The following is a 23,971-nucleotide window of genomic DNA, read 5'->3' on the forward strand; positions in this document are numbered from 1 at the left end:
ATGACGATCAACATGCAGAATGGTCTGATGAGACATCGTCGGGATGTCTGTTTATTTGCGGCGGTGTTCGGCCGCTTAACCGTTTTCGGGTGTCGCGCGGCCATCGCTCTGGCTGGGCCGGCGGCGCCATGAAGGAGAAAGATGATGCGTTTCACGGGAAAGACAGCGTTGGTCACGGGTGGCAATAGCGGCATTGGTTTCGTCACGGCAAAGCTGATGATTGCCGAAGGCGCACGCGTGGTGATTACCGGCCGCGATCGCGCGAAGCTGGACCAGGCGGTCGCCGAGCTAGGCGAAAACGCACTAGGCGTGCAGGCCAATCTCGACGACGAAGCGGCCATCGGCACGCTATTCGAACGGATCGGCAGCGCGTACGGTTCGCTCGACATTGTCTTCGCGAACGCCGGCATTTCAGGGCCGACGCCGCTCGGCGGCACATCGGCCGCCGCATTCGAGGCGATTCTGCGCACCAACCTGACCGCGGTCTTTCTGACGGTGCAGGCCGCGCTGCCGCTGATGAGCGCCGGCGGTGCGATCGTCCTGAACGGTTCGGTGATGCGCGAACTCGGCTCGCCGGGCTCGGCGGCTTATTCCGCGACCAAGGCGGGCATTACGGGCATGGCGAAAGTCTTCGCAACCGAACTGGTGCAACGCGGCATTCGCGTGAATACCGTGATTCCGGGCGGCACGCGCACACCGATCTGGACGCGCGGCGCGCGTGAGGGCGCCACGCTCGACGGTACTGAAGAGGCGCTCGCACCGCGTATTCCGTTTGGCCGCCTGGCCACGCCGGAAGAAGTCGCGGCGGCGGTGCTGTTCCTCGCGTCGAACGACGCTTCGGGAATGACGGGCGCGGAGATTGTCGTGGATGGTGGCACGACTGGCGCACCTTGGGGCTCGGCGCTGTTTCGTCAGGGGTGATGCGCGGCTAGCGGGTGCCGTTTCCCCACGCTAGCGGCTTCACTTCACGGCGCAGTTCTTCGAACAGCCAGTCGCGGAACACCTTCACCGTAGCGTTCCGGCTTTTCTCCGGCGTCGTGACGAAGTGAAAGAACAGCCCCGTTGCAACTTCGGGGCCGAACGGGATCATCAGGCGTTCGTTGCGCACGTCCGGCGCAGCCAGTACGCGCCGGCCCAACACGACGCCCGTGCCTTCGGCCGCGGCCTGGAGCGCGTGATCCGCGTGATTGAAAAACAGGCCGCGCGTGGCATCGCCTTTCAGGCCCGCCTGCTTGAACCACTCCGACCAGCCGGTAGCGGCCGGGTCGACCATTCGCAGCGACTCGTCGTGAATCAGGGGGACGTGCGCGAGATCGGCGGGGGTGAGGGGCTTGCCGTCCGCGTTACGCAACGCGGGGCTGCACATCGGCGCCACGGATTCCTCGATCAGGCGTTCGACATGCAAGCCCGCGGTGTCGATGCGGCCGAAGCGGATCGCCACGTCCACGCCTTCCTTGACGAAATCGCATAGCGCCAGCGAAGCCGACACGCGCGTCTTGATGCCGGGGTGCAATTCGGTGAAAGCCGACAGACGCGGCACGAGCCATTTGGTCGTGAAGGCCGGGCCCGCCGTAATGACCAGCCGCTGGGATTCCTGGCTCGTGTCGACCCAGGTCATGGCGCGCGTCAGATGCGTGAAGCCCAGCGTGACTTCCTGAAAACAGCGTTTGCCGTGTTCGGTCAATTCGATCGTGCGATTCGAGCGGCAAAACAGCTCGATGCCGAGGTATTCCTCGATGCTGCGGATCTGATGGCTGATCGCCGCGGGCGTGACGCACAGTTCTTCCGCGGCGTTCTTGAAGCTCATATGCCGTGCGGCGGCTTCGAAAGCGCGAAGTGCGTTCAACGGCGGCAAGCGATATTTCATCGAATTCGGACGGTGGCCAAAGTAAAGCGCGAACAGCGATTATTCACCGATTTGTCCGCATGACAAAGCGAAAAGCCTTTCGGGTATAGCGCGGCTCATGCCGGCTTATGCCGGCTCACCCGACACAAACAAAACTAATCCGAGCTTGCGAAATGCTCGCTTTTCGCGTTGACCGGCCGATGTCACAGTGCTGAGGTCCGGCGCCACCCGTGCGCCGTCTTCGATAAAGCGCTCTGATCATGTTCGGTTTCGCCTTCTTCATTGCCATGTATCTGGTCGGCAACGACCTGTCGACGCGTTTCGCGCTGCCGGTCCCCGGACCGATCATCGGACTGGGTCTGGTGTTCGCGCTGCTGGTCGTGCGCGGCAAGGTAGATGCCCCACTCAAAGGGCCGGCCGACACGTTGCTGCGCTACCTTGCATTGATGCTGGTGCCGACCTGCGTCGGCGTGGTCGAACTGATTCATCGTGTGCCGTCCGGCATCCCTGGACTCGCCTGCGTGCTGGTGCTCGCGCTGGTGGGCGGCAGTCTCGCCACGGCCTGGATCGCCAACGCACTGCTGGGTCACGGCGACGTTGGCGTTGGCGTTGACACCGCCGCCGATCCGCTTGCGTCATCCGTTCCACAACGCTAGAGGCTGGACATGACGACCGCCACGATTTCTCTGGGCTTCATCGCGCTAACCATTGCCGCCTATTCGGCCGGCAACTGGCTATATCTGCGCTCGGGAAAACTGCCCGTGCTGCAACCGGTGCTGATCGCCACCAGTGTACTGGTGGTCGCGCTGCTGAGCGCCGGGCTGCCGTATAGCCGGTATTTCGAGGCCACCGCGCCGTTGCACGACCTGCTCGGGTCAGCCGTGGTCGCGCTGGCCGTGCCGCTTTACGAGAACGTCCACAAGGCGCGAGGGGCGCTGTGGCGGATTGCGTTCGCGACCTTGCTTGGCGGCGTGACGGTGACGGGCAGCGCGTTGCTGCTCGGGCGCGGCTTCGGGTTGAGTCCGCTGATGGAGCGGGCGCTCAGCACCAAATCGCTGACCACGCCGATTGCTTTATCGGTGGCGGGCAAAATCGGCGGGTCCGTGCCGCTGACGATTCTCGGCGTGTTCGTCACGGGGCTGGTTGGTGTGACGTTGACGCCGTTCCTGCTCAAGACGCTTCGTATCGACGATCCGGCGGTGAAGGGCTTCACGCTGGGTTTGACGTCACACACCTTCGGTATTACGCGTGCGCTCGAGTTCGGCTCGGAAGCCGTGGCCTTCGCCACGCTCGGCATGGTGCTGATGGGCTGCGCGTCGGCGGTGCTGTTGCCGGTGATTTTCCGCTTGCTGTGAGCGGATCAGGACAGCAGCGCATGGGCGACGCACCGCGTCCGTCTTCGTCCCCGTTCAATAACTCCCCCGCACCAGATTACTCGGCGTCCCATCGACAAAGTTCTCGATGTTATCCATCAACTGATCGGCCAGCCGCTGCTGCGCCTCATCCGACGCCCACGCCACATGCGGCGTCAGAATCACATTCGGCCGACCGGCGGCGCGCAGCAGCGGGTTGTCGTCGTCCGGCGGCTCACCCGCCGTCACATCGAATCCCGCGCCGCTGATCAGCCCTTCATCGAGCGCCTGCACCAGCGCGTGTTCATCGACGAGTCCGCCGCGCGCCGTGTTGATCAGCAGCGGCCGCCGCTGCATCGCGCGAAACTCGGGCATGGCCAGCATGTTGCGCGTGTGCGGCGTGAGCGGACTGTGTACGGTGATGATGTCGCTGGTCGCCAGCACTTCGTCCCATGGCGTGTACAACGGGCCGAGCCCTTCGCGGCCTTTGTGCGCGGCGAACATCGGCTGCATGCCGAAGGCCTTGCCGATTTCCGCGACGCGCTGCCCCAATACCCCTTCGCCGATGATGCCGAGCCGCGCGCCGGCCAGATCGTGAATCGCGTGTGTGAAGAAACAGAATTGCCCGGACTTCTGCCACTCACCGGCGAGTACGTCCTCGCGATAGGCGATCAGATTGCGCCGCAGCGCGAGGATCAACGCGAAGGTGTGCTCGGGCACCGTGTTGATCGCATAGCCGCGAATATTGCTGACCGCGATGCCGAGTCGTTCGCACGCCGCTTTGTCGACGCAGTCCGTGCCGGTCGCGGCCACCGCGACGAGCTTCAGGTCGGGCAACTGCGCGAGCAGGTCGTCGGTTAACGCGACCTTGTTGGTAATCGCAATCGACGCCCCGGCCAGGCGCTTGAGCACCTGATCCGGCGCGGTGCGATCGTGCTCGATCAGTTGATGATCGAAGCGCGGCTCGCGCAACACGATTTGCGGCGCCAACGTCGTGCGGTCGAGAAAAACGATCTTATGCATGGTCATGTCCCCGATGATTTACAGGTGCCGCTTCGCTTCAGCGACGATATATTCCGCGGTGATGCCGAAGTGTTCATACAGCGTTTCCGCCGACGCCGACGCGCCGAATCCCGTCATACCCACGAACCCACCCCGCTCGCCGAGATAGCGGTCCCAGCCGAAACGCAAGGCCGCTTCGATGCCCACGCGCACGGTGCCTGCGCCGAGCACTGCTGAGCGGTAGGCGGCATCCTGTTCGTCGAAGATCTCCCAGCAGGGCATGGACACGACCGCCGTCGCAATGCCTTCGTCCTGCAAGCGGCGGCGCGCCTGCAGCGCGAGCGCCACTTCGGAACCCGTGGCGAGCAGGGTGACCGCGCGCGGTGCGTCGCTCGCTTCGGCGAGCACGTAAGCGCCGCGCTTCGACAACGACTCGATACTGTGTTCGCGGCGCACCAGCGGCAGCGCCTGGCGCGCAAACACCAGCGTGCTCGGACCATGCCGGTGTTCCAGTGCGAGCGCCCAGCATTCGGCGGCTTCCACGGCGTCGGCGGGACGCAGCACGCGCATGTTCGGCATCGCGCGCAGCGACGCGAGGATTTCGACGGGCTGATGCGTGGGCCCGTTTTTGCCGACGCCGATCGAGTCGTGGCTGAACACGAAATGCACCGGCAAGCCCATTAACGCGGCCATCCGCATGGCCGGCCGTTGATAGTCGGAGAACGCCAGATACGTGACGCTGGTCGCGATCACGCCGCCGTGCGCCGCCATGCCGTTGGCCATCGCGCCCATCAGATGTTCGCGCACGCCGCAGTGAACGTAGGCGCCGCTGCGGTCCGCAGCGGTGAACGCGTGCAATTGGCGCTTGTGTCCGGTGGGCGCTTCGAGATCGGCGCAACCGACCATGCGTTCCGGCAGCAACGGCGCGAGCAGGTCACTGATTTCACCGGATACGGCGATGCCGGGTTGCGCTTCGCCGCGCTCCACGGCGCGCTTGCGATAGTCGTCGAGCACGTCGCGCCAGCCTTGCGGCAGATGACCGGACTGCACCCGCTTGAACTCGGCGCGCTGCGCCTCCGGCAACGCGGCGACGCGCGCCTGCCATGCGCGATGTTGCGCGTCGTTGCGATGCCCGGCCGCGCGCCACGCGTTCAGAATCTCCGTGGGCACGTCGAACGGCGCGTGCGGCCAGCCGAGTTGTTCGCGTGCCGCGTCGGCGTCCGCCTGGAACAGCTTGCCGCTGTGGCCGCCGCGCTGCCCCTGCAAGCGCGCAATGCCGCGTCCGATCACGGTCTTGCACGCGATCATCGAAGGCCGCGGGTCCGCGCGCGCGATCGTCAATGCCGCCGACACCGCTTCGAGATCGTGCCCGTCCACTTCGATCACCTGCCAGCCGCCGACACGAAAGCGCGCGCAGACGTCTTCGCTGATCGACAGCGAGGTACTGCCGTCGTCGGTGATCTGGTTGTCGTCCCAGCAGAGAATCAGTTTGCCCAGTTGCAGATGCCCGGCCAGCGAAATCATTTCCTGACCGATGCCTTCCTGCAAACAGCCGTCGCCGACAAACGCGTACGTGGTGTGATCGACCAGATCGCTGCCGAATTTCGCCGCGAGATACGCTTCGGCGATCGCCATGCCGAACGCGTTGGCAATGCCCTGGCCGAGCGGGCCGGTGGTGGCTTCAATGCCGTGCGCCGGTTCGTATTCTGGGTGGCCCGCGCAATGCGAGCCGAGTTCGCGGAACGATTGGAGTTGCGCGAGGCTAATCGCGCCATAGCCGGTCAGATAGAGCAGCGCGTAAAGCAGCAGCGAGCCGTGTCCGTTGGACAGCACGAAGCGGTCGCGGTCGGGCCAGGTGGGATCGGCGGGATTGAACTTGAGGTGCTGCGTAAATAGCGCGGTGGCGATTTCGGCCATGCCGAGCGGCACGCCTTGATGGCCTTCGCCGGCGCGCAGGATCGCGTCGATGGAGAGGAAGCGGATCGCATCGGCGAGGGGCAACGTGGGCTGCGCTTGCGGTTGCGCGTTTGGTTGCGCGAGCGTCGAAGCGGCAGGCGCTGGAGAGGCCGAAGGCGCAATGGAAGCGGGCGAAGCGTTAATCGCAGCAGGTTGGGCTTCGGTGGTGGACATGGCAACAGGCTCCTCTACGCCAGCCCGCGAAGCGGGCGGCGGCAATCTGACAGATTGGAACAAACGGAATGATTCGGTTGTGAAGGGCGAAGCGAGTGCAGCGGGCGAAACAAGAACCAAGGTTGCGCGAAGCCGGGTTGCGTCGTGCTCAGGGCAACCCGACGCAACCTCGCGCATCAGCAACTTAATGCAGGAACCCGATCGAAATCCACGGCACCGCGGCCACCACGATCAGCCCGACCATCAACGCGGCGATATAACCCAGAATCGGCTTCATGCCTTCGTCCGGATGAATACGGCTCACGGCGCACGCCGAGTAATAACCCACGCCGAACGGCGGCGCGAACAGGCCCACACCCATCGACAGAATCACGACCATCGCGTAGTGCACGTCGTGAATGTGCATAGCGCGCGCGATCGGAAACATCAGCGGGCCGAACAGCACGATGGCCGGAATCCCTTCGAGCACGCTGCCGAGAATCACGAACACGCAGATCGACGCCGCCATGAACATTGCCGCGCCGCCGGGCAACGCGCCGAGCGTTTGCGCGAGCTGGCCCGAGAAGCCGGACTGGGTCAGCGCCCACGCCATCGCGGTGGCCGCGCCGATGATCAGCAGGATCGCGCCGGACAGCGACGCGGTATCGATCAGCATCGGCTTGAGCCGTTTCCACTCGAAGCGGCGATAGATCAGCAGGCCCGCCAGCACCGCATACGCAATGCCGATGGTGGACACTTCGGTCGCCGTCGCGATGCCTTCGACAACGGCCGCGCGAATCACGAACGGCAATGCAAGCGCCGGGAACGCGATCACGAGCTTGCGCAGAATCTCGCCGCGCGTCGCACGCTTCACTCCGGACATATCCTCGCGCCGGTAACGCCACTGCACGACAAGGCACAACGTGAACGCCAGCACGATGCCAGGCAGCATGCCGCCCGTGAACAGCGCCGAGATCGACACACCCGTTACCGAACCGAGTGTGATCAGCACGAGGCTCGGTGGAATCGTTTCGGTCTGTGCGCCGGTCGCGGCGAGCAGCGCGACCAGATCGCCGGGTTTCGCGCCGCGCGCTTTCATCTCCGGAAACAGCACTGGCGCGACGGCGGCCATGTCGGCGGCTTTGGAACCCGAGATCCCGGACACCAGATACATCGCGCCGACCAGCACATACGACAAACCGCCGCGCACATGGCCGAGCAGACTGGCGAGAAACGCGATCATCGCGGCGGCCATGCCGGTCATTTCGATCAACTGGCCGAGAAACACGAACAGCGGCACGGAAAGCAGAATCAGATGCGACATGCCTTCGTCCATCCGGCCGACTACCACCGGCATCGGCGTGTTGGTGGTGAGCGCGAGGTAGCCGAAGGTGGCGAGTCCGAACGAGAACGCGATCGGCACGCCGCTCAACACGCCGAGCGCGACCAGCCCGACGAAAAAGATCAGCAGGTTCAAATTGCCGAGATCGCGCAACATCGGTCCGAGCAGAACGAAGACGCCGACCAGCGCGCCGACGGTGGCCAGCGCGGCCAGAATCAGCCGCCAGTTACCCATGCGCGCGAGCCGCACCACGGCGACCAGCAGCATCAACGCCGAGCCGATCGGCAACGCGGCCGCGCGCCACGAATTCGACAGTTCGAGCGCGGGCGTGGTGATGAACGACTCGTCCTGCGCGAAGCTGATCGCGGGGCCGACCACCATCGCCAGAAACGCGATCGGCGCGGCGATCGCCACCACGTCGAGAAACGCCCGCACGCCCGGGGACGCCATGCCGACCAGCGCCGTCATCCGCATATGCTCGCCGCGCCGCAACGCGATCACGGCGCCGAGCATGGCGAGCCACAGGAACAGCATCGACGCGAGTTCGTCGGACCAGACGAGCGGCGCATGCAGCACGTAGCGGCTCGTCACACCGGCCAGCAGCACGCCGATTTCCGCCAGCACCAGCAACGCGGCGGGAATCTCCACCAGATGCCCGAGCGCGGAATCGAGCGCGCAGGCGAAGCGGTGCTGCGCGTCGTGCGAATAGAAGATCGTGGTCATCGCATTACCCCAGTTTTCCGACGGACTTCTCCAGCAGGCCCCAGGCTTCGTCGCCATATTTGCCTTTCCAGTCGCGATAGAAGCTCGTCTTGGCCAGCGCGACGCGGAACGTTTCGCGATCCACGTCGACGAAGGTGATGCCCTTCGACTTCAGATCGTCGCGCAGCGAGTTGCTGAGTTTCGCGATGTCCGCGCGTTGCAGCATCGCGGCCTTCTCGAACTCACGCGTGACGATCGCGCGGATGTCGGCCGGCAGACGTTCCCACGCGGCTCGGTTGCCGAGAATCCAGTAACCGTCCCACACGTGCGAGGTCAGGCTGATGTACTTCTGCACTTCATAGAGCTTGGCGGTGGCGATGATCGGCAGCGGATTCTCCTGGCCTTCCACCACGCCCGTCTGCAGCGCCGAATACAGTTCGTTGAAGTTGATCGGCGCGGGGCCCGCGTCGAGCGCCTTGAACAGCGAGGTCAGCATCGGCGCCTGCGGCACGCGGATCTTGAAGCCCTTCAGATCGGCCGGCGTGCGCAGTGCACGCGTGGAGGAACTGATTTGCCGGAAGCCGTTGTCCCACACCTTGCTGACCGACACGATGCCGGATTTGGCGATCTGCGCGCGGATGTAATTGCCGAGGTCGCCGTCCATCGCTTTCCAGACCGCGTCGTAATCCTTGAACGCGAAACCGGTATTGACGATGCCGGCGGCCGGCGTGAGCGTCGCCAGAATCGACGAGGCCTGGTTGAAGAACTCCACGCCGCCGTTGCGCACCTGCGAGAGCAGATCGGTGTCGGAGCCAAGCTGATTCTGCGGAAACAGCTTGATGTCGAGGCGGCCGTTGGTCGCGTCGCGAATGTGATTGATCGCTTCCTGCGCGCGGATGTTGACCGGATGCGTGGGGTCCTGGCCGGTGGCGAGCTTGTACGAAAACTCGGGCGCGGCCAGCGCGCGGCGCGACACGCTCCATAACGGCGCGGCGGCGGTCAAGGTCGCGCCGGCCTTCAGAAAGGTGCGGCGACTGATGCCCTGCGGGGCGTTCGAACGGGTAGTCATGGTGTCTTCCTCCAATTCCGGATCGCGCGTCGTTATGGTTTTTTGCTTTCGAGGCGCGGTGGCTGCACGTATGGCTCGCCGCGCCCGTCTTGTCTATCGCTTGCGTAACGTAAATCAGCCGTGCATTAGCCGTGAATCAGCATCCCGCCGTTCACGTCGATCACCGCGCCCGTGATATACGACGACAGCGGCGACGCGAGAAACAGGAATGCGCCGGCCACGTCGTCGGGCACGCCGAGACGATCGAGCGGAATGCCGGCGAGAATCTCGCCGCGTTTGTCGTCGCTGATCTTGCCGGCGTTGATGTCGGTTTGAATCAGACCCGGCGTTACGCAGTTCACCCGAATACCGTCGATGCCGAGTTCGCGCGCCATCGCCTTCGCGAGACCGAGCACGCCCGCCTTGGCCGCCGAATAGTGCGGCCCGCCGAGAATGCCGCCGCCGCGCTGCGCCGACACCGACGACATGCAGCCGATCGAGCCGCTCTTCTGTTTCTTCATTTGCGGCACGACCGCTTGCGACAGGTACAGCACGCCGCGCAGATTGACGTCGAGAATCCGGTCCCAGCCCGCCGCATCGATATCGAGCAACTTGGCGGCCTGGGTAATCCCGGCGTTGTTGATCAGCACGTCGATCGCGCCGAAGTCGGCAACAGTGCGTTCGACGGCGGCCTGACACGCGTCGCGATCGGTGACGTCGCAGGCATAGCCGCGATGCGCGCTGTCGATCGATGCGGCGGCTTCCACCGCGGCGTTTTCGTCGAGATCGAAAATCGCGACGCGCGCGCCGTGCGCCGCGAACATGCGGGCGGTCGCCATACCGATACCGCGCGGCGACGCTCCGCCGGAAATAACAGCGACTTTGCCGTCGAGAAGACGTGATTCGGACATGATGCGGATCTCCTGAATGGAATGCTTATGGATTGCTACGTTGCTGGCTATTGGTGACTACGCGGTGACTACGCGGTGCCTACGCTTGCTGGTTTTCAAGGCGGTTCAGCGCAGCCAGCCTTTGATCGTGTCGCACATGGCCAGGGTGGAAATCCCGTAGCGGTCGTGTAGCGTGGGCAGCGCGCCCGCGTCGAGAAACGCGTCGGGCAGGCCGATCTGGCGGAACGGCGGGGTGACGCCGTTGGTCAGCAGAACATTGGCCACCGCTTCGCCGAGCCCGCCGATCACCGTATGGTTCTCCGCGACGACCACCAGCCGCCCCGGCCGGCGCGCTTCGCGCAGCAGCGTGACGGAGTCGAGCGGTTTGATGGTCGGCACATGCAGCACGCCCACGTCGATGCGGTCGGCGGCGAGTTCTTTCGCGGTTTCCAGCGCGCGCATCGTCATGATTCCGGACGAGACGATCAGCACTTCGTCGCCGTCGCGCAGCAGCTTTGCTTTGCCGAGCTCGAACCGATAGCCGTATTCGTCGAGCACGACGGGCACGTTGCCGCGCAACAAGCGCGCGTAGACCGGGCCGCGATGATCGGCGATGGCGGGCACCATCTGTTCGATTTCCAGCGCGTCGCACGGATCGATCACCGTGAGATTCGGCATCGCGCGGAACAGCGCGAGGTCTTCGGCCGCCTGGTGGCTTGGGCCGTAACCGGTCGTCAGGCCCGGCAGCGCGCAGACTAGCTTGACGTCGAGATTGTCTTCGGCGATTGCCTGGTGGATGAAGTCGTAAGCCCGGCGCGCGGCGAATACCGCGTAGGTGGTGACGAACGGCTGCGCGCCTTCGTGCGCCATGCCGGCCGCGGCGCCCATCAGCAGTTGCTCGGCCATGCCCATCTGATAGAAGCGGTCGGGGTATTCCTTGGCGAATAGATGCAGGTCGGTGTATTTGCCGAGATCGGCGGTCATGCCGACCACCTCGGGCCGGTTGCGCGCCAGTTCGACCAGCGCGTGACCGAACGGCGCCGAGCGCGTGATCTGGCCTTCACCGGCAATCGACGCGATCATCGCCGAGGTTTTCAAACGCGCTTTCGGGGCGGCGGCGCTCATACGTTTCTCCCGGCTTCCAGCGCCTGCAGCGCGAGTTGCCACTCGTGCGCGTCGACGCGGATAAAGTGGTTTTTCTCGCGCGCTTCGAGGAACGGCACGCCACAGCCCATCCGCGTATCGCAGACGATAATGCGCGGCTGCGCCTCAGGGTGCGCGCGCGCCGCGTCGAAGGCGGCGACCACGGCGGCGAGGTCGTTGCCGTCCACGCGCTGAACGAACCAGCCGAACGCCTGCAGCTTGTCGACCAGCGGCTCGAACGCCATCACGTTCGACGACGGCCCATCGGCTTGCTGGTTGTTCACGTCGACCATCGCGATCAGGTTGTCCAATTGCCAGTGCGCGGCGGACATCAGGCCTTCCCATACCGCGCCTTCGTCGAGTTCGCCGTCGGAGAACAGCGTGTAGACGAACGCGTCCGATTGCTTGCGCTTCAGGCCGAGGCAGCGGCCCACCGCGATCGTCAGGCCCTGGCCGAGCGAGCCGCCGGACATCTCCATGCCGGGCGTGTAGCTCGCCATACCGGACATCGGCAGACGGCTGTCGTCGCTGCCGTAGGTCTCCAGTTCTTCATCGGCGATGATGCCGGCCTCGATCAGCGCCGCGTAGAGCGCGATCGCGTAGTGGCCGTTGGACAGCAGGAAGCGGTCGCGGCCTTCCCAGTCGGGGTCGTCGGCGCGATAACGCAGGGCGCGGAAGTAGGCGACCGCCAGCACGTCGGCGATGTCGAGCGCCTGGCCGATATAGCCCTGGCCTTGCACTTCGCCCATTCGCAGCGCGTTGCGGCGGATCTGATACGCGTGCTCGGCGAGCTCGGTGTAAGGGGCGGTTTCGCTGGGATTCACTGGGCGTCTCCTTGGTTTTTTGTGGTCCGCATCGACACCGCGGCCAGTGATTCAAGCGTAATCTCGCGCCCGTTTGCGCTCAAACGAATTAAGATGGCCAATAGATGAATTGAATTCACCTGGGTGCTGCCATGCACAATCGCGTCACGCTCAAGTCGATACAAGCGTTCGAAGCCGCCGCGCGGCTTTCGTCGTTTGCGCTTGCAGCAGAAGAACTGTTCGTGACGCCGTCCGCGATCAGCCATCAAATCAAGCTGCTCGAAGAGCAATTGAGCATTCGTCTGTTCCATCGGCTGCATCGCACGGTGCTGCTGACCGACTCGGGGCGGCAATACGCCGAGGAAATCACCTCGGCGTTCGGGCGGATCGACGCGGCCACCCGCGAGATCGGCCGCGTGGCGAAAAGCGACATCTTGACGATTCACTGCACGCCGAGCTTCGCGACGCAATGGCTGATGCCGCGTATCGCGCGGTTCAGCGCTACACATACCGATATCGATGTGCGCTTGAATGCGTCGTCGGAAGCGGCGGATTTGATTTCAGGCGCGGTCGATATCGACATTCGCTATGGGCCGCGCAAGCTGCAACCGGCCGGCACGCTGGTGCTCGAATTACCGCCGGAGACGATCGTGCCGCTCTGTTCGCCCGCGCTGATGAGCGGCGACTATCCGCTGCTGGGCGTCGCGGATCTGCAGCACCATCCGCTGATTCATAGCGAAGGCTGTCTGGTGAGCTGGCGTGACTGGATGCGTTTGCATCGAAAGACGCGGGTCGATATTGGACGTGGGCCGCGTTTCGATCGCTCGTTCATGGCGTTGAGCGCCGCCGTCGACGGGCTCGGCGTGTGCCTCGAAAGCCTGCTGCTCGCGCAACGCGAACTGGAAACGGGGCGGCTTGTCGCGCCGTTCGGGCTGGAGGGACTGGAGGTGCGGGGGTATACGCTGAATCTGCTGAAGTCGCGCACCGACTTGCCGAAGCTGCATAGCTTTCAGGACTGGTTGTTTGCGGAACTGGAGCGGTGAGTGGGTGTTTTGACGGGCCGTATGCCGGTGATTCGACTGAGCCGGCGCGCCGTGAGGCCGTGGTCCGTTCGCCACGACCGAGAGCATTTTTAACCAAGACGCCCACCCCTGAGACTCAGTATGCTTAGCCTCATTCGTCATCTCATACGGGAACCTCACCGTGGCGCACTACCTTTGCCATGAACAGCCGGATCTGCTGGATTTCGACACGACGGTACTCGCCGCGCGACCCGGCGCGGTCGTACTGGGACGTTCCGCGCTGCATCCGGGCGGTGGCGGCCAGGTCTCGGACGCGGCCACGCTGACGCACGCGCGAGGCGCCGCGCGCATTACCGGCATCGCGGCGGAAGGCGGTCTGCTGTGGCATCTGCTCGACGAACCGCTCGAACTGAGCGGCGACGTGCATGTCGCGATCGACGCCGCGCGCCGCGCCACCGTCGCGCAACTGCATACCGGCACGCATATTCTCAACGCGCTGGTGTACCAGCGTTTCGCCGGCGCGCTCGTGACCGGCGCGCAGATCAATGCCGACGGCACGGCGCGCATGGACTTCGATCTGCCCGACGCGGACAACGACGCGCTGCGCGCGCTCGAAGAACCCGTCAATGAGGTGATCCGCCGTGCCATGGACGTGCGCATCTATTACGTCAGCGCAACCGAAGCGCAGTCGACCGAAGGCTTGATTCGTAGCTTGTCGGTCGCGCCGCCACCCACGTCGGACGGCCGCGTGCGGATCGTCGAGATCGGCGATCTGGACCGGCAGGCTTGCGGCGGTACGCATCTGAGCAACACCGCTCAGTCGCGTCAGATCCGTATCGGCAAGATCGAGAACAAGGGCCGCCGCAATCGCCGTGTCAGAATCGAACTGGTTGGATGAACACCGTGAGGACCCGTCATGCAAACGTCGGATAAAAGCGAACCGGAAGTGGTCTGCTGGCGCGATGGCGCGCTCGACGGCGCGTGTCTCGCGACCGCCCGTTATGGCGATCACAAGTTCGACCGGCATCTGCACGACGAACTCGTCATCGTCATGACAGAGAGCGGCGCGGGGCAATGCCATACGCGCGCGGGTAGCGACGTCGCCGGACCGGGCAGCGTGCTGGTGTTCGGACCGGGCGAGTATCACAGCGGCGAAGTGTGGGAAGGCCGCGAATGGATTTACCGGGCCATTTATCTCGACATGGAAGGGCTGGGCGCGCTGAGCGCCGTGTTTTCGCCAGAGTCGCGCGCCGACAGTCCGTTGCTGATCCCGCCAGGGCTCTATCAGGATCCGCACCTTGCGGGTCTGCTGGTGAAAGCACATGCGAGCCTCGACGAACAGCGCGCGGTGTCGCTGCTGGAGCGTCAGGCGAACTGGTGGGGCGCGATGGGCATGCTGGTCGGCCGATATGGCGAATCCGCGCAGAGCTACGGCGAGGCGCGCCGTGAAGCGCACAAGATGGCCCAGGTGCGTGAATATCTCGAGGCCAACTACGAGCGCGATATCTCAGTTGATGAACTCGCGGAACTGGTGGGATTGAGCCGCTACTATCTGACGCGAGCGTTCTGCAAGGAGTTTGGTTTGCCGCCGCACGCTTATGCGACGCAAGTGCGGCTGCTGGCCGCAAAACGGCTGCTCGCGACCGGGCACAACGCGGCGAGCGCCGCCGCGGCTGTCGGGTTTTACGACCAGAGCCATCTGAATCGTTTGTTCAAGCGAGCGTACGGGATCACGCCGGGGAAGTACGCGGCGATGAAGCCGGGGCATTAGTTTTCTTGCGGGCGCGTGGGAGCGCTAAGGCGCGTACTGCACCGCATGCCCTAAAAACTCACGCCGGTAGCGGCACATCTTCGATCAACGCCGCCTGCAGCAAGCGCATACGCCGATCGACAAAATATCCACCGCCCTCGGTGTAACGCAAATAAATGCGGCTGCACAGCGAGCATTGCCAGACCGCACAACGGTTATACGGAAAGTAACGCGGCGCAATCGGCGCGTCGGCTGCCCAGTAATTCGTCTTGCCCGGTAGATACTCGCTAAAGGTCGGCTCCGGATCGTCCTCCGGCATCAGCGTGCCGACTTCTTCGAACTGCGTTTCGTCGATCGACAACGGCTGCGATTGCCAGCCGTCGAGCGGCGTTTTCGTGCATGAGCAAGGCGTAGCAACGTGCGCTTCCGCTTCACGCGCGAGGTCGAACAGCGTCGCCGCGTTCAGATAGTCCGCCATAACGGAGATGATTCCTGCAGGGTTGTGGGAAGACGCGTGCGAGCGCGGACCATGAAGCCGCGCGCCGTACCGCCGCTATCATGCCCGCGCTCGCGCCGCAGGGAAAGTCAGTTGTTCATCATCCGTTCCCGTTGCGGCACGACCCACGAGCGGTCGAAGCGTCCTTCGGCGATGGCTTTGAGCGACGCCGTTTCCTTCGCGTGCTGGCGGCGCGCGCCTTCAATGACGGCTTCCACGTCGGCGGGCGCGATTGCTAAAAGGCCATCCTCATCGCCGACGATGATGTCGCCCGGATGCACCGCCATGCCGCCCACCGTCACCGGCACGTTGATCTCGCCCGGCCCGTTTTTGTACGGCCCACGGTGCGTCACGCCCCGTGCGTACACTGGAAAATCGCGCAGCCGAAGTGCACCGACGTCGCGAATCGCGCCGTCGATCACGAGGCCTTGCACGCCGAGACTTTCCGCGAAGCTCGCCATGATTTCGCCCATCAGCGCCTGCGTGAGATCACCGGCACCGTCGATCACCAGCACGTCGCCAGGCCGGCAAAAATCGAACGCGCGATGAATCGCCAGGTTGTCGCCCGGCCGCGTATGGACCGTGACCGCGGTGCCGGCCATTGGCCGTGGTTGATGGTAAGGGCGCAAGCCGACCATGCCGCTTGAGCGCGCCATGTTGTCGCTGAGCAGCGACACCGCCAGTTCCCGCAACGCGTCGAGTGTGGCCGCTTGGGCCTGAGGCGCGGACTCGTATTCGCGCCAGCCGATTGGATTCATACCGTTGCCCCTTGTGTGGCGAATTGACGATCGAGTTGCCGCGACAGACGCGGATAGACGCTGCGGGCGTTGTCTTCGTAGATACATTGGCGGTCCGCCGCGCTCAACCAGTCGATCGCGTCGATATAGCGGCGCGTGTCGTCGTAGTAGTGGCCGGTTTCCGGATCGATACCCTGCACGGCGCCGATCGTTTCCGACGCGAACAGAATGTTCCCGACCGGAATCACCTTGGCGAGCAATTCGGCGCCGGGCTGGTGATAGACGCAGGTGTCGAAGAACACGTTGTTCAGCAGATACTCGCTGAGCAGTGGGCGTTTCATGTCTTGCGCGAGGCCGCGATAGCGTCCCCAGTGATACGGCACCGCGCCGCCGCCGTGCGGAATGATCAGACGCAGCGTGGGGAAGTCGGCGAACAGATCGCCTTGCAGCAACTGCATGAACGCCGACGTATCGCCGTTGATGTAATGCGCGCCCGTGGCGTGGAAATTCGCATTGCACGACGACGACACGTGAATCATGGCCGGCACATCGAGTTCGACCATCGCTTCATAGAGCGGATACCAGCTTCGATCGGTGATCGGCAGACCCGACCAGTGACCGCCGGACGGATCCGGATTCAGATTGCAGCCGATAAACCCGAGCTCTTCGACACAGCGCCGCAATTCGGCAATGCAGTTGGCGGGCGGCACACCCGGCGCCTGCGGCAACTGGCACACGCCGACAAAGTTGCGCGGAAACAGTTCGCATACGCGGTGCACGAGGTCGTTGGACTCGCTGGACCAGACCGCGTTGGCTTCGGCAGAGGCGAGGTGATGACCCATGCCGGCGGCGCGCGGCGAGAAAATCGTCAGATCGGTGCCGCGTTCGCGCTGAATTCGCAGTTGACCGTTTTCGATGCTGTCGCGAATCTCGTCGTCGCTAATCGTGGGGCGGGGTGGCGGCGTGCCGCCGTCTTTCAGCGCGGCGATCTGCTGCGCGCGCCAGGCTTCGTGCTGGGGAGGCGCGGTCGTGTAGTGACCGTGGCAATCGATGATCATGGTGTGCAATACCCTTCAGTTGTGCTCATGCGTGTGCCTGCGTGTGCCGGATTCAATGCGCTGATCCGGCGCGCGGTCCTCAGGTTCGTGGCGCCGCATCGCCATGGGCGAGCGAGGTTGATTCGTCTTCAGGTGGCGTGACGCGCATCACTAGCGCGATGATCGTCGCGACGATCAGGAACGCCGCGATGGTCAGCAGCGCCAGCTTGAAATTGCCGGTCGCGTTGCGCACGAGCCCGATGCTCCACGGACCGACCAGCCCGCCGAACTGCGCAATCGTGTTGATCAGCGCGATAGTCGCCGCGCCCGCCGCGCCGGTTCTGAACGACGACGCCAGGCTCCAGAACAGCGGGTTGCCCGCATAGATGAACAGGCCGGTCACGCACAGCAGCGCATAAGCAATCACGGGACTCGGCGCATACGCGCTACCGGCGATAGCCAGCGCGCTCATGCCGTACACGAACGCGAGGTGTTTCTTGCGGTCGCCGGTGCGGTCCGAACTGCGGCTGATCAGGAAGGTGCCCAACACGCCGAACAAGGGCGGCGCGGCCGAAAGAAAACCGACTTCGAGATTGGTCAGATGGCCGAGGCTTTTGACGATCTGCGGCAGCCACAGAAACAGGCCGTAAATGCCGACCAGCGCGCAACCGAACAGACACGCAAGGCTCCACACACGAATATCGCTCGCTACGCGCAGCAGCGGAAAATGCGTGTTGCCGCCCAGCGCTTCGCGTTCCGTGGCGAGCGTGGTTTCGAGCCAGCGTTTTTCATCGACGGAAAGCCAGTCGGCGTCGGCGGGGCGCTCGGTCATGATGCGCAGCGTCACCAGGCCGAGCAGCATGGCGGGCACGCCTTCGAGAATGAACATCCATTGCCAGCCCTGCAAACCGAGCACGCCGTTCGCGTAGGTCATCAACGCGGTCGAGATCGGACCGCCCAGCACCGCCGAAAACGACCCCGCGATGATGTAGCCGCCCACCGCGCGCGCCCGGTAGCGCACCGGAAACCATTTGGTCAGATACACCGCGACGCCCGGCAGAAAACCCGCTTCCATCACGCCGAGCGTAAAGCGCAGCACGTAGAAGCTCGAATCGTTGAACACGAACGCGGTGGCCGCCGCGACCGCGCCCCACGTGAGCAGAATGCGCGCGATCCAGCGGCGTGCGCCGACGCGATGCAACAGAAGATTGCTCGGCACTTCCAGCAGCATGTAGCCGAAGAAAAAGATGCTGCCGGCGAAGCCGAACACGGCCGGGCTGAAGCCCAGCTGTTTGTTCATGTCGAGCGCGGCGAAACCGATGTTGATCCGGTCGAGGTAGTTGAAGAACATCATCGCGAAGAGCAGGGGCATCAGGCGCCCATACACTTTGCGCATGGTTGCGGCTTCATCGATTGAGGGCATTGACGTGTCTCCGTGTGGCGACAGTCATTGCTGCCGCTGCGTTCTTTATCATGTGTGAGCCCATGATAAGAACGCGCGGATCAGCCGTCCAAGACCGCTTACTTATGCTTGTATAGGTTTTTGCTTATAGTGCCGCGTCGGCGAGCGGCGGCGGCAGGCAGTCGAGAAACGCACGCAGATGCGGCGATGCATCATCGGTGCGGAAAGTGGCCGCGAGGGTAGAACGATACGACGAACCCGGTCCCGCGAGATGGCGGAACACGACGTCGTTGCGCCCATGCCGCGCCACCGATTCGCCAATGAACGTAACGCCCAGTCCCGCGGCGACCAGCGCGATGGCGGTTTGAATTTCATACGCCTCGTGCGCAACGAACGGCGTGACGCCCGCATCGCGATACAGCGAGAGCACCGAGCGTTTGAACTGCGCGTTCTGGTGCTTCGGATACAGAATCAACGGCGTATCGGCGAGTTCCGTGATCTGCACGGTTTGTTGCGCCGCCAGAGGATGATTCGGTTCGAGCGCGGCCATGACGCGTTCGCGCATCAGCGGATACGACGTGCAGCCTTCCACGGCAACAGGCTGCCGGCCGATGCCGATATGAATGCGCAGATCGCGCAACGCATCGGTCTGTTCCTCGGTGAGCATCTCGAAGAGCTTCAGTTCGACTTGCGGATACGCGTGATGAAACGCCTTGAGCGCGGGCGGCAAAACGCTGTACATCGACGAACGCGTGAAGCCGACACTGAGCCAGCCGCGCCGGCCCACGCCGATTTCCTGCGCCGCGCGCGTTACCTGTTCCACCGAGCCGAGAATCTGCCGCGCTTCGCTACACAGATAATGGCCGGCCTCGGTCAGCACCAGCGGACGCCTGGCTCGGTCCACCAGTTGTGTTCCGAGCCGTTCTTCGAGTGAACGGATCTGCTGGCTCAGCGCCGGTTGCGCGATATGCAGGCGCTCGGCGGCGCGGCTGAAATTGAGTTCCTCGGCAAGAATCACAAAGCACTGCAGGGCCCTAAGGTTCATCACGCTCGTCCTGATACCTGATTTCCGGTAGGCACAGGATAACGGGTCGGCGACGGTCGGGCGGGTTTCGTCGGATAGAACTTCGCCCGATCGTCGCGGATGAACCAGGCCGCTTATCGATCGAAGCCGCCCTGGCACAGGTACTTGATCGACAGGTAATCGTCGAGTCCGTACTTCGATCCTTCGCGGCCGTAGCCCGATTCCTTCACGCCGCCGAAGGGCGCCGCTTCGCTGGAGACGGCGCCTTCGTTGATGCCGATCACGCCCGCTTCCAACTGGCTGGCCACGCGGTCGATACGCCGCACGTCCTGCGTGTAGAAGTAGGCGGCGAGGCCGAACGGCGTGTCGTTGGCCAGACGCAGCGCTTCGGCTTCGTCGGTGAAACGGAACAGCGGCGCCACCGGGCCGAAGGTCTCCTCGCAGCACACCAGCATGGTGTCCTGCGCGCCGGTCAGGACGGTCGGCGCGTAGTAGTTCGGGCCGAGTTCGGTCAGGCGCTTGCCGCCCGTCAGCACTTTCGCGCCGTGCGCGACGGCGTCTTCCACGTGACGTGCGATCTTGTCGATGGCGCGCGCGTTGATCATCGGGCCGATCTGCGCGTCCGGGTCGGTTGCGGGTGCAACCTTCAGAGCCGCGACGCGCGTCGCGAGCAGATCGGCGAAGCGTTCATAAACGCCGGCCTGCACGTAGACGCGGTTCGGACACACGCAGGTCTGTCCGCCATTGCGGAATTTCGACGCCATCAGGCCGGTGACGGCGGCGTCGAGATCGGCGTCGTCGAACACGATGAAGGGCGCGTTGCCGCCTAATTCCAGCGAGAGTTTTTTCAACGTCCCGGCCGATTCACGCGCCAGATGCTTACCGACCGGCGTCGAGCCGGTGAACGTGATCTTGCGCACGCGCGCATCGGCGAGCCAGTCGGCGACCGCCGCAATGCCCTGTTCACGCGACGCCGACAGCATGTTCAGCACGCCATTCGGCAGACCCGCTTCCTGAGCGAGCGCGGCGAGGGCGAGTGCGGTGAGCGGGGTATCTTCGGCGGGCTTGGCGACCACCGTGCAACCGGCCGCGAGCGCGGGCGCGATCTTGCGGGCGATCATCGCGAGCGGGAAATTCCACGGCGTGATCGCCGCGACCACGCCGAGCGGTTCCTTCACCGCGCTCATGCGCTTGCCGCGCTGCTGCTGCGGAATCAGATCGCCGTAGATGCGGGTCGCCTCGTCGGCGAACCACGCAACGTACGACGCGCCGTACGCGACTTCGCCACGGCTTTCGGCGAGCGGCTTGCCTTGCTCCATCGACATCAGTTTCGCGAGGTCGTCGGTATTGGCGACGATCAATGCGTGCCAGCGGCGCAGCAACTCGGCGCGCTCGCGCGGCAGCTTGTCGCGCCAGGCGGGGAAGGCGCGGGCGGCGGCGTCGGTGGCGGCGCGCGCGTCTGCTGCGCCGCTGTTCGCGACCTCGGCGATCTGCTCGCCGGTGGCCGGATTGGTGACCGGGAAGCGCGCGCCGTCGGCGGCCTCCGTCCATTGGCCGTCGATCAGATTGTGCGTGCGGATCAGTTCATCGCGCGTCAAGGCGAGAGACATGGGGTGACTCCTTGAGGGTTGCCCGGGATGAGATCAAGGCATGCGGCAGCGCGCTCGCGTACCTTCGATCGATGCTTCGATGCTACGCGCGAGTGGCCGTGGATGACGTCGCCAATAACGGCGCTGACGGCGTAGCGCGCGTTTTTTTCGGAGCGTGACAGCATTTTCTGCTGAATCGGCCCGACGTGGCGCACCGCAGACCAGGCCGCCGCGAACTCAGCGCGTTCGTCGTGGCCCGGTCGATGCGCGTACCACCAGTTCGGGCGGCGGCGCGAGCACCATCGACGGTTGCTGGTGCGGCGTCTGGATCAGCCGGATCAAACTCGCGATCGACAACTCCGCGATCGCCGCCGTCTGGATCGCGACCGTGGTCAGCGCGGGATGCACCTGATGCGCGAGCTGAATGTCGGTGATGCCGATCACCGAGACGTCCGCCGGCACCGCGCGGCCCAGCGTGATCAACGCCTGCGCCGCGCCGATCGCGAGCAGGTCGTTGGTGGCGAAAATCGCGGTGAGCTGCGGCCGGTTCGACATCAACTGCATGCAGGCGGCGTAACCGGCGTCGATCGAATCGCGAATCTGCAGCACCGCGGCCGCATCGGCCTCGATGCCGGCCGCCCGCATCGCCGCGCGAAAGCCGTTCGAGCGCGCGTCTTGCAAACCGCCGCACCCGTCGCCGATCAACAGGCCGATATCGCGATGCCCCAGTTCGAGCAGATGCCGCGCGGCCAACTCGCCTGCGCGGGCGAAGTCCACCGCGATGCACGGCAGCGCGGGCGGCGACTCCGGGTGTTCCCACATGGCGAGCAGAATCGGCGCGCTGTGCGTGGCGGACGCGCAGAGGTCGTTGATCGTGATGTCCGTGTTCATGACGAGCACGCCGTCCGCCAGCGTGCCCGCGATCTGGTTCAGATACGCGCGGCCGATTTCGGCGTCGTCGTCGGTATTGCAGACCATCAGGAAGTGGCCGGCTTTGCGCGCCGCGCGTTCGGCGGCCAGCACGAACTCGGGGTAGAACGGGTTCGAGATGTTCGACAGCATCAACGCCAACGTCGACGAGCGGCCCTCGGCCAGCGCGCGGGCATTCAGATTCGGCCGGTAGCCGAGATCGGCAATTGCCTTCAGCACGCGCTCAGCGGTTTCCGGGCGGACTTTGTCGCGATTGCGCAGCACGTTGGAAACGGTGGCGGCGGTAACGTGCGCGCGCTTCGCCACTTCGGACAGGGTGACCATAGTCTTGTTATCCCAAATTCAGGGAATGCGATTCAAATGTTGCAGGCCGAGGGCGACGTTGATAACTTTGCAAAAAACACAGCGGAGACACTCATCATGGCTTTTTCCCTCGAACACGAATTTAAGCGATTAAATGCCTGCCGCACAAGGTCTGGCCGTTTATTTTTTACAAAAATTTAAGCGGTTAAATCCACGGAGGGCAGCATGGCGGCAATTCGTTTGACGAACGTGCAGAAGTCGTACGGTGAGCATCCGCCGGTGATCCGGCGCGTGAATCTGGACATCGCGCAGCACGAGTTTTGTGTGTTTCTCGGGCCTTCGGGCTGCGGCAAGTCGACCTTGCTGAGAATGATCGCCGGTCTCGAAGATTTGAGCGAAGGCGAGTTGCATATCGGCGGGCGTCTGATGAACGACGTGCCTTCTGCGGCACGCGGTGTGGCGATGGTGTTTCAGAGCTACGCGCTGTTTCCGCACATGACCGTGTTCGACAACATGGCGTTCGGCCTGAAGCTCGCGAAGCAACCGAAGGATGTGATCGACAGCAAGGTGCGGGAGGCCGCGCGCATTCTGCAACTGGACGCGTTTCTGGAGCGCTATCCGAAAGCGTTGTCGGGCGGGCAACGTCAGCGTGTTGCGATCGGCCGCGCGATCGTGCGCGAGCCCGGCGTGTTCCTGTTCGACGAACCGTTGTCGAATCTCGACGCCGCGTTGCGAGGTCAGACGCGGGTCGAAATCGCCCGTTTGCATCAGCGCTTTGCCAATGCGAGCGTGGTCTATGTGACGCACGATCAGGTCGAGGCCATGACGCTCGCCGACCGCATTGTGTTGCTGCACGCCGGCGCCGATGCGGAGCGCTTCGGGAGCGTCGCGCAAAGCGGCGCGCCGCTCGAGTTGTATCACCATCCGAAGTCGCGCTTCGTGGCGGGATTCATCGGCTCGCCGCGAATGAATTTCATCGACGCCGTAGTCGAGTCGATCGAGCCGGGCCGTGTGAGCGTCACGCTCGCGCAAAGCGGCGAGACGTTGATCGCGCAAGTAGACGGCCAGCGCTTGCAGCGCGGCCAACCGGTCACGCTCGGCGTGCGGCCCGAGCATGTGTGCCTCGACGGCGACGAACAATCGATCCAATGCACGACCGTCCTGTCGGAACGCCTCGGCGAGCACAGCTATATTCACGCGGATCACGCGGGCGGCTCGCTTGTCGCGAAGGCCGCGGGCGACACGCCGATCGGCTCGGGCGAACGCATTCGCATTCACGTTCCGTCCGCCGCGTGTCATCTGTTCGACGCGGATGGCGTCGCCTTGCGGCGCAGTCGCTTCGAACCCGAACGGGTCGCCGCCTGAAGCCGCGCTAACGAAGCGCGCGTTTATACCGAACCAGATTCCGCCACAGAGCGGGTTACATCGCTGCCAGCCGCGGGCT

At 64.2% G+C, this 23,971-nt stretch carries 22 protein-coding genes; 7 read left to right on the plus strand and 15 right to left on the minus strand.

Annotation, left to right across the window (positions count from 1 at the left end):
* Positions 1 to 144 precede the first annotated feature (144 nt).
* Positions 145 to 921 (plus strand): SDR family NAD(P)-dependent oxidoreductase, encoded by a 777-nt coding sequence (locus GGD40_RS31035; RefSeq protein ID WP_035555257.1) that lies wholly within the window; start codon positions 145 to 147, stop codon positions 919 to 921.
* A gap of 7 nt (positions 922 to 928) precedes the next feature.
* Here GGD40_RS31035 and gcvA (GGD40_RS31040) read toward each other — a convergent pair whose 3' ends face one another.
* Positions 929 to 1,867 carry a transcriptional regulator GcvA gene (gcvA, locus tag GGD40_RS31040; protein WP_179746212.1) on the minus strand — a complete coding sequence of 313 codons (939 nt, stop codon included), beginning with the start codon at positions 1,865 to 1,867 and terminating at the stop codon, positions 929 to 931.
* A 239-nt stretch (positions 1,868 to 2,106) separates the two neighbouring features.
* Here gcvA (GGD40_RS31040) and GGD40_RS31045 point away from each other — a divergent pair, with 239 nt between their 5' ends.
* Positions 2,107 to 2,502, plus strand: a complete 396-nt coding sequence (locus tag GGD40_RS31045; protein WP_176061214.1) for a CidA/LrgA family protein — start codon at positions 2,107 to 2,109, stop codon at positions 2,500 to 2,502.
* Between the two features lie 9 nt (positions 2,503 to 2,511).
* The gene (locus GGD40_RS31050) at positions 2,512 to 3,201 is read left to right on the plus strand and encodes an LrgB family protein (protein WP_179746213.1); all 690 of its coding nucleotides are present in this window, start codon (positions 2,512 to 2,514) and stop codon (positions 3,199 to 3,201) included.
* Between the two features lie 54 nt (positions 3,202 to 3,255).
* Here GGD40_RS31050 and GGD40_RS31055 read toward each other — a convergent pair whose 3' ends face one another.
* The 7 genes from GGD40_RS31055 to GGD40_RS31085 form a co-directional block, all read right to left on the minus strand.
* Positions 3,256 to 4,221, minus strand: coding sequence for a D-2-hydroxyacid dehydrogenase (locus tag GGD40_RS31055; RefSeq protein WP_035562702.1), 966 nt, complete (start codon positions 4,219 to 4,221; stop codon positions 3,256 to 3,258).
* An 18-nt stretch (positions 4,222 to 4,239) separates the two neighbouring features.
* A complete protein-coding gene (tkt, locus tag GGD40_RS31060; RefSeq protein ID WP_179746214.1) occupies positions 4,240 to 6,330 on the minus strand; it encodes a transketolase in 2,091 nt (696 codons plus the stop codon).
* Positions 6,331 to 6,514: 184 nt separating this feature from the next.
* Complete coding sequence (locus GGD40_RS31065; protein ID WP_035555263.1) at positions 6,515 to 8,374, minus strand: TRAP transporter large permease; 1,860 nt, start codon at positions 8,372 to 8,374, stop codon at positions 6,515 to 6,517.
* A gap of 4 nt (positions 8,375 to 8,378) precedes the next feature.
* Positions 8,379 to 9,422: a TRAP transporter substrate-binding protein gene (locus tag GGD40_RS31070; protein ID WP_179746215.1), complete on the minus strand. Its 1,044-nt coding sequence runs from the start codon at positions 9,420 to 9,422 to the stop codon at positions 8,379 to 8,381.
* 125 nt (positions 9,423 to 9,547) lie between these two features.
* Positions 9,548 to 10,312, minus strand: coding sequence for an SDR family NAD(P)-dependent oxidoreductase (locus tag GGD40_RS31075; protein WP_179746216.1), 765 nt, complete (start codon positions 10,310 to 10,312; stop codon positions 9,548 to 9,550).
* 105 nt (positions 10,313 to 10,417) lie between these two features.
* The gene (locus GGD40_RS31080) at positions 10,418 to 11,416 is read right to left on the minus strand and encodes a transketolase family protein (protein WP_179746217.1); all 999 of its coding nucleotides are present in this window, start codon (positions 11,414 to 11,416) and stop codon (positions 10,418 to 10,420) included.
* On the minus strand, positions 11,413 to 12,258 hold the full coding sequence (locus GGD40_RS31085) for a transketolase (protein ID WP_179746218.1): 846 nt from the start codon (positions 12,256 to 12,258) through the stop codon (positions 11,413 to 11,415). Before GGD40_RS31085 ends, GGD40_RS31080 begins: the two co-directional genes overlap by 4 nt.
* A gap of 131 nt (positions 12,259 to 12,389) precedes the next feature.
* Between GGD40_RS31085 and gcvA (GGD40_RS31090) the strand changes: the two genes are divergently transcribed.
* From gcvA (GGD40_RS31090) to GGD40_RS31100, 3 genes are all read left to right on the plus strand, one after another.
* Positions 12,390 to 13,280 (plus strand): transcriptional regulator GcvA, encoded by an 891-nt coding sequence (gene gcvA / locus GGD40_RS31090; protein WP_179746219.1) that lies wholly within the window; start codon positions 12,390 to 12,392, stop codon positions 13,278 to 13,280.
* Between the two features lie 160 nt (positions 13,281 to 13,440).
* Positions 13,441 to 14,157: an alanyl-tRNA editing protein gene (locus GGD40_RS31095; RefSeq protein WP_179746220.1), complete on the plus strand. Its 717-nt coding sequence runs from the start codon at positions 13,441 to 13,443 to the stop codon at positions 14,155 to 14,157.
* An 18-nt stretch (positions 14,158 to 14,175) separates the two neighbouring features.
* Positions 14,176 to 15,030 (plus strand): AraC family transcriptional regulator, encoded by an 855-nt coding sequence (locus GGD40_RS31100; RefSeq protein WP_179710420.1) that lies wholly within the window; start codon positions 14,176 to 14,178, stop codon positions 15,028 to 15,030.
* A 58-nt stretch (positions 15,031 to 15,088) separates the two neighbouring features.
* Here the strand turns inward: GGD40_RS31100 and GGD40_RS31105 are convergent, their stop codons facing one another.
* From GGD40_RS31105 to GGD40_RS31135, 7 genes are all read right to left on the minus strand, one after another.
* Positions 15,089 to 15,487, minus strand: coding sequence for a hypothetical protein (locus tag GGD40_RS31105; RefSeq protein WP_179746221.1), 399 nt, complete (start codon positions 15,485 to 15,487; stop codon positions 15,089 to 15,091).
* Positions 15,488 to 15,594: 107 nt separating this feature from the next.
* On the minus strand, positions 15,595 to 16,263 hold the full coding sequence (locus GGD40_RS31110) for an RraA family protein (protein ID WP_179710417.1): 669 nt from the start codon (positions 16,261 to 16,263) through the stop codon (positions 15,595 to 15,597).
* Positions 16,260 to 17,300, minus strand: a complete 1,041-nt coding sequence (locus tag GGD40_RS31115; protein ID WP_179746222.1) for an amidohydrolase family protein — start codon at positions 17,298 to 17,300, stop codon at positions 16,260 to 16,262. The genes GGD40_RS31110 and GGD40_RS31115 overlap by 4 nt, the downstream gene beginning before the upstream one ends.
* 79 nt (positions 17,301 to 17,379) lie before the next feature.
* The gene (locus tag GGD40_RS31120) at positions 17,380 to 18,702 is read right to left on the minus strand and encodes an MFS transporter (RefSeq protein ID WP_179746223.1); all 1,323 of its coding nucleotides are present in this window, start codon (positions 18,700 to 18,702) and stop codon (positions 17,380 to 17,382) included.
* A gap of 124 nt (positions 18,703 to 18,826) precedes the next feature.
* A complete protein-coding gene (locus GGD40_RS31125; RefSeq protein ID WP_179710413.1) occupies positions 18,827 to 19,726 on the minus strand; it encodes a LysR family transcriptional regulator in 900 nt (299 codons plus the stop codon).
* 113 nt (positions 19,727 to 19,839) lie between these two features.
* A complete protein-coding gene (locus tag GGD40_RS31130) occupies positions 19,840 to 21,315 on the minus strand; it encodes an NAD-dependent succinate-semialdehyde dehydrogenase (RefSeq protein WP_179746224.1) in 1,476 nt (491 codons plus the stop codon).
* A gap of 216 nt (positions 21,316 to 21,531) precedes the next feature.
* On the minus strand, positions 21,532 to 22,548 hold the full coding sequence (locus GGD40_RS31135) for a LacI family DNA-binding transcriptional regulator (protein WP_179710409.1): 1,017 nt from the start codon (positions 22,546 to 22,548) through the stop codon (positions 21,532 to 21,534).
* Between the two features lie 204 nt (positions 22,549 to 22,752).
* Between GGD40_RS31135 and GGD40_RS31140 the strand changes: the two genes are divergently transcribed.
* Entirely contained in the window at positions 22,753 to 23,892 is a 1,140-nt protein-coding gene (locus GGD40_RS31140) for an ABC transporter ATP-binding protein (protein ID WP_179746225.1), read from the plus strand.
* Positions 23,893 to 23,971: the final 79 nt, after the last annotated feature.

The organism is Paraburkholderia bryophila (assembly GCF_013409255.1).
Taxonomy (GTDB): Bacteria; Pseudomonadota; Gammaproteobacteria; order Burkholderiales; family Burkholderiaceae; genus Paraburkholderia.

Excerpts from the sequence above, each read along its gene's own strand:
- GGD40_RS31110 (WP_179710417.1), bottom strand. The coding sequence starts at position 16,263 with ATGAATCCAATCGGCTGGCGCGAATACGAGTCCGCGCCTCAGGCCCAA.
- gcvA (WP_179746219.1), top strand. The coding sequence starts at position 12,390 with ATGCACAATCGCGTCACGCTCAAGTCGATACAAGCGTTCGAAGCCGCC.
- GGD40_RS31065 (WP_035555263.1), bottom strand. The coding sequence starts at position 8,374 with ATGACCACGATCTTCTATTCGCACGACGCGCAGCACCGCTTCGCCTGC.
- GGD40_RS31105 (WP_179746221.1), bottom strand. The coding sequence starts at position 15,487 with ATGGCGGACTATCTGAACGCGGCGACGCTGTTCGACCTCGCGCGTGAA.
- GGD40_RS31035 (WP_035555257.1), top strand. The coding sequence starts at position 145 with ATGCGTTTCACGGGAAAGACAGCGTTGGTCACGGGTGGCAATAGCGGC.
- gcvA (WP_179746212.1), bottom strand. The coding sequence starts at position 1,867 with ATGAAATATCGCTTGCCGCCGTTGAACGCACTTCGCGCTTTCGAAGCC.
- GGD40_RS31100 (WP_179710420.1), top strand. The coding sequence starts at position 14,176 with ATGCAAACGTCGGATAAAAGCGAACCGGAAGTGGTCTGCTGGCGCGAT.
- GGD40_RS31045 (WP_176061214.1), top strand. The coding sequence starts at position 2,107 with ATGTTCGGTTTCGCCTTCTTCATTGCCATGTATCTGGTCGGCAACGAC.
- GGD40_RS31070 (WP_179746215.1), bottom strand. The coding sequence starts at position 9,422 with ATGACTACCCGTTCGAACGCCCCGCAGGGCATCAGTCGCCGCACCTTT.
- GGD40_RS31130 (WP_179746224.1), bottom strand. The coding sequence starts at position 21,315 with ATGTCTCTCGCCTTGACGCGCGATGAACTGATCCGCACGCACAATCTG.
- GGD40_RS31120 (WP_179746223.1), bottom strand. The coding sequence starts at position 18,702 with ATGCCCTCAATCGATGAAGCCGCAACCATGCGCAAAGTGTATGGGCGC.
- GGD40_RS31115 (WP_179746222.1), bottom strand. The coding sequence starts at position 17,300 with ATGATCATCGATTGCCACGGTCACTACACGACCGCGCCTCCCCAGCAC.
- GGD40_RS31125 (WP_179710413.1), bottom strand. The coding sequence starts at position 19,726 with ATGAACCTTAGGGCCCTGCAGTGCTTTGTGATTCTTGCCGAGGAACTC.
- GGD40_RS31140 (WP_179746225.1), top strand. The coding sequence starts at position 22,753 with ATGGCGGCAATTCGTTTGACGAACGTGCAGAAGTCGTACGGTGAGCAT.
- GGD40_RS31055 (WP_035562702.1), bottom strand. The coding sequence starts at position 4,221 with ATGCATAAGATCGTTTTTCTCGACCGCACGACGTTGGCGCCGCAAATC.
- GGD40_RS31080 (WP_179746217.1), bottom strand. The coding sequence starts at position 11,416 with ATGAGCGCCGCCGCCCCGAAAGCGCGTTTGAAAACCTCGGCGATGATC.
- GGD40_RS31135 (WP_179710409.1), bottom strand. The coding sequence starts at position 22,548 with ATGGTCACCCTGTCCGAAGTGGCGAAGCGCGCGCACGTTACCGCCGCC.
- tkt (WP_179746214.1), bottom strand. The coding sequence starts at position 6,330 with ATGTCCACCACCGAAGCCCAACCTGCTGCGATTAACGCTTCGCCCGCT.
- GGD40_RS31050 (WP_179746213.1), top strand. The coding sequence starts at position 2,512 with ATGACGACCGCCACGATTTCTCTGGGCTTCATCGCGCTAACCATTGCC.
- GGD40_RS31075 (WP_179746216.1), bottom strand. The coding sequence starts at position 10,312 with ATGTCCGAATCACGTCTTCTCGACGGCAAAGTCGCTGTTATTTCCGGC.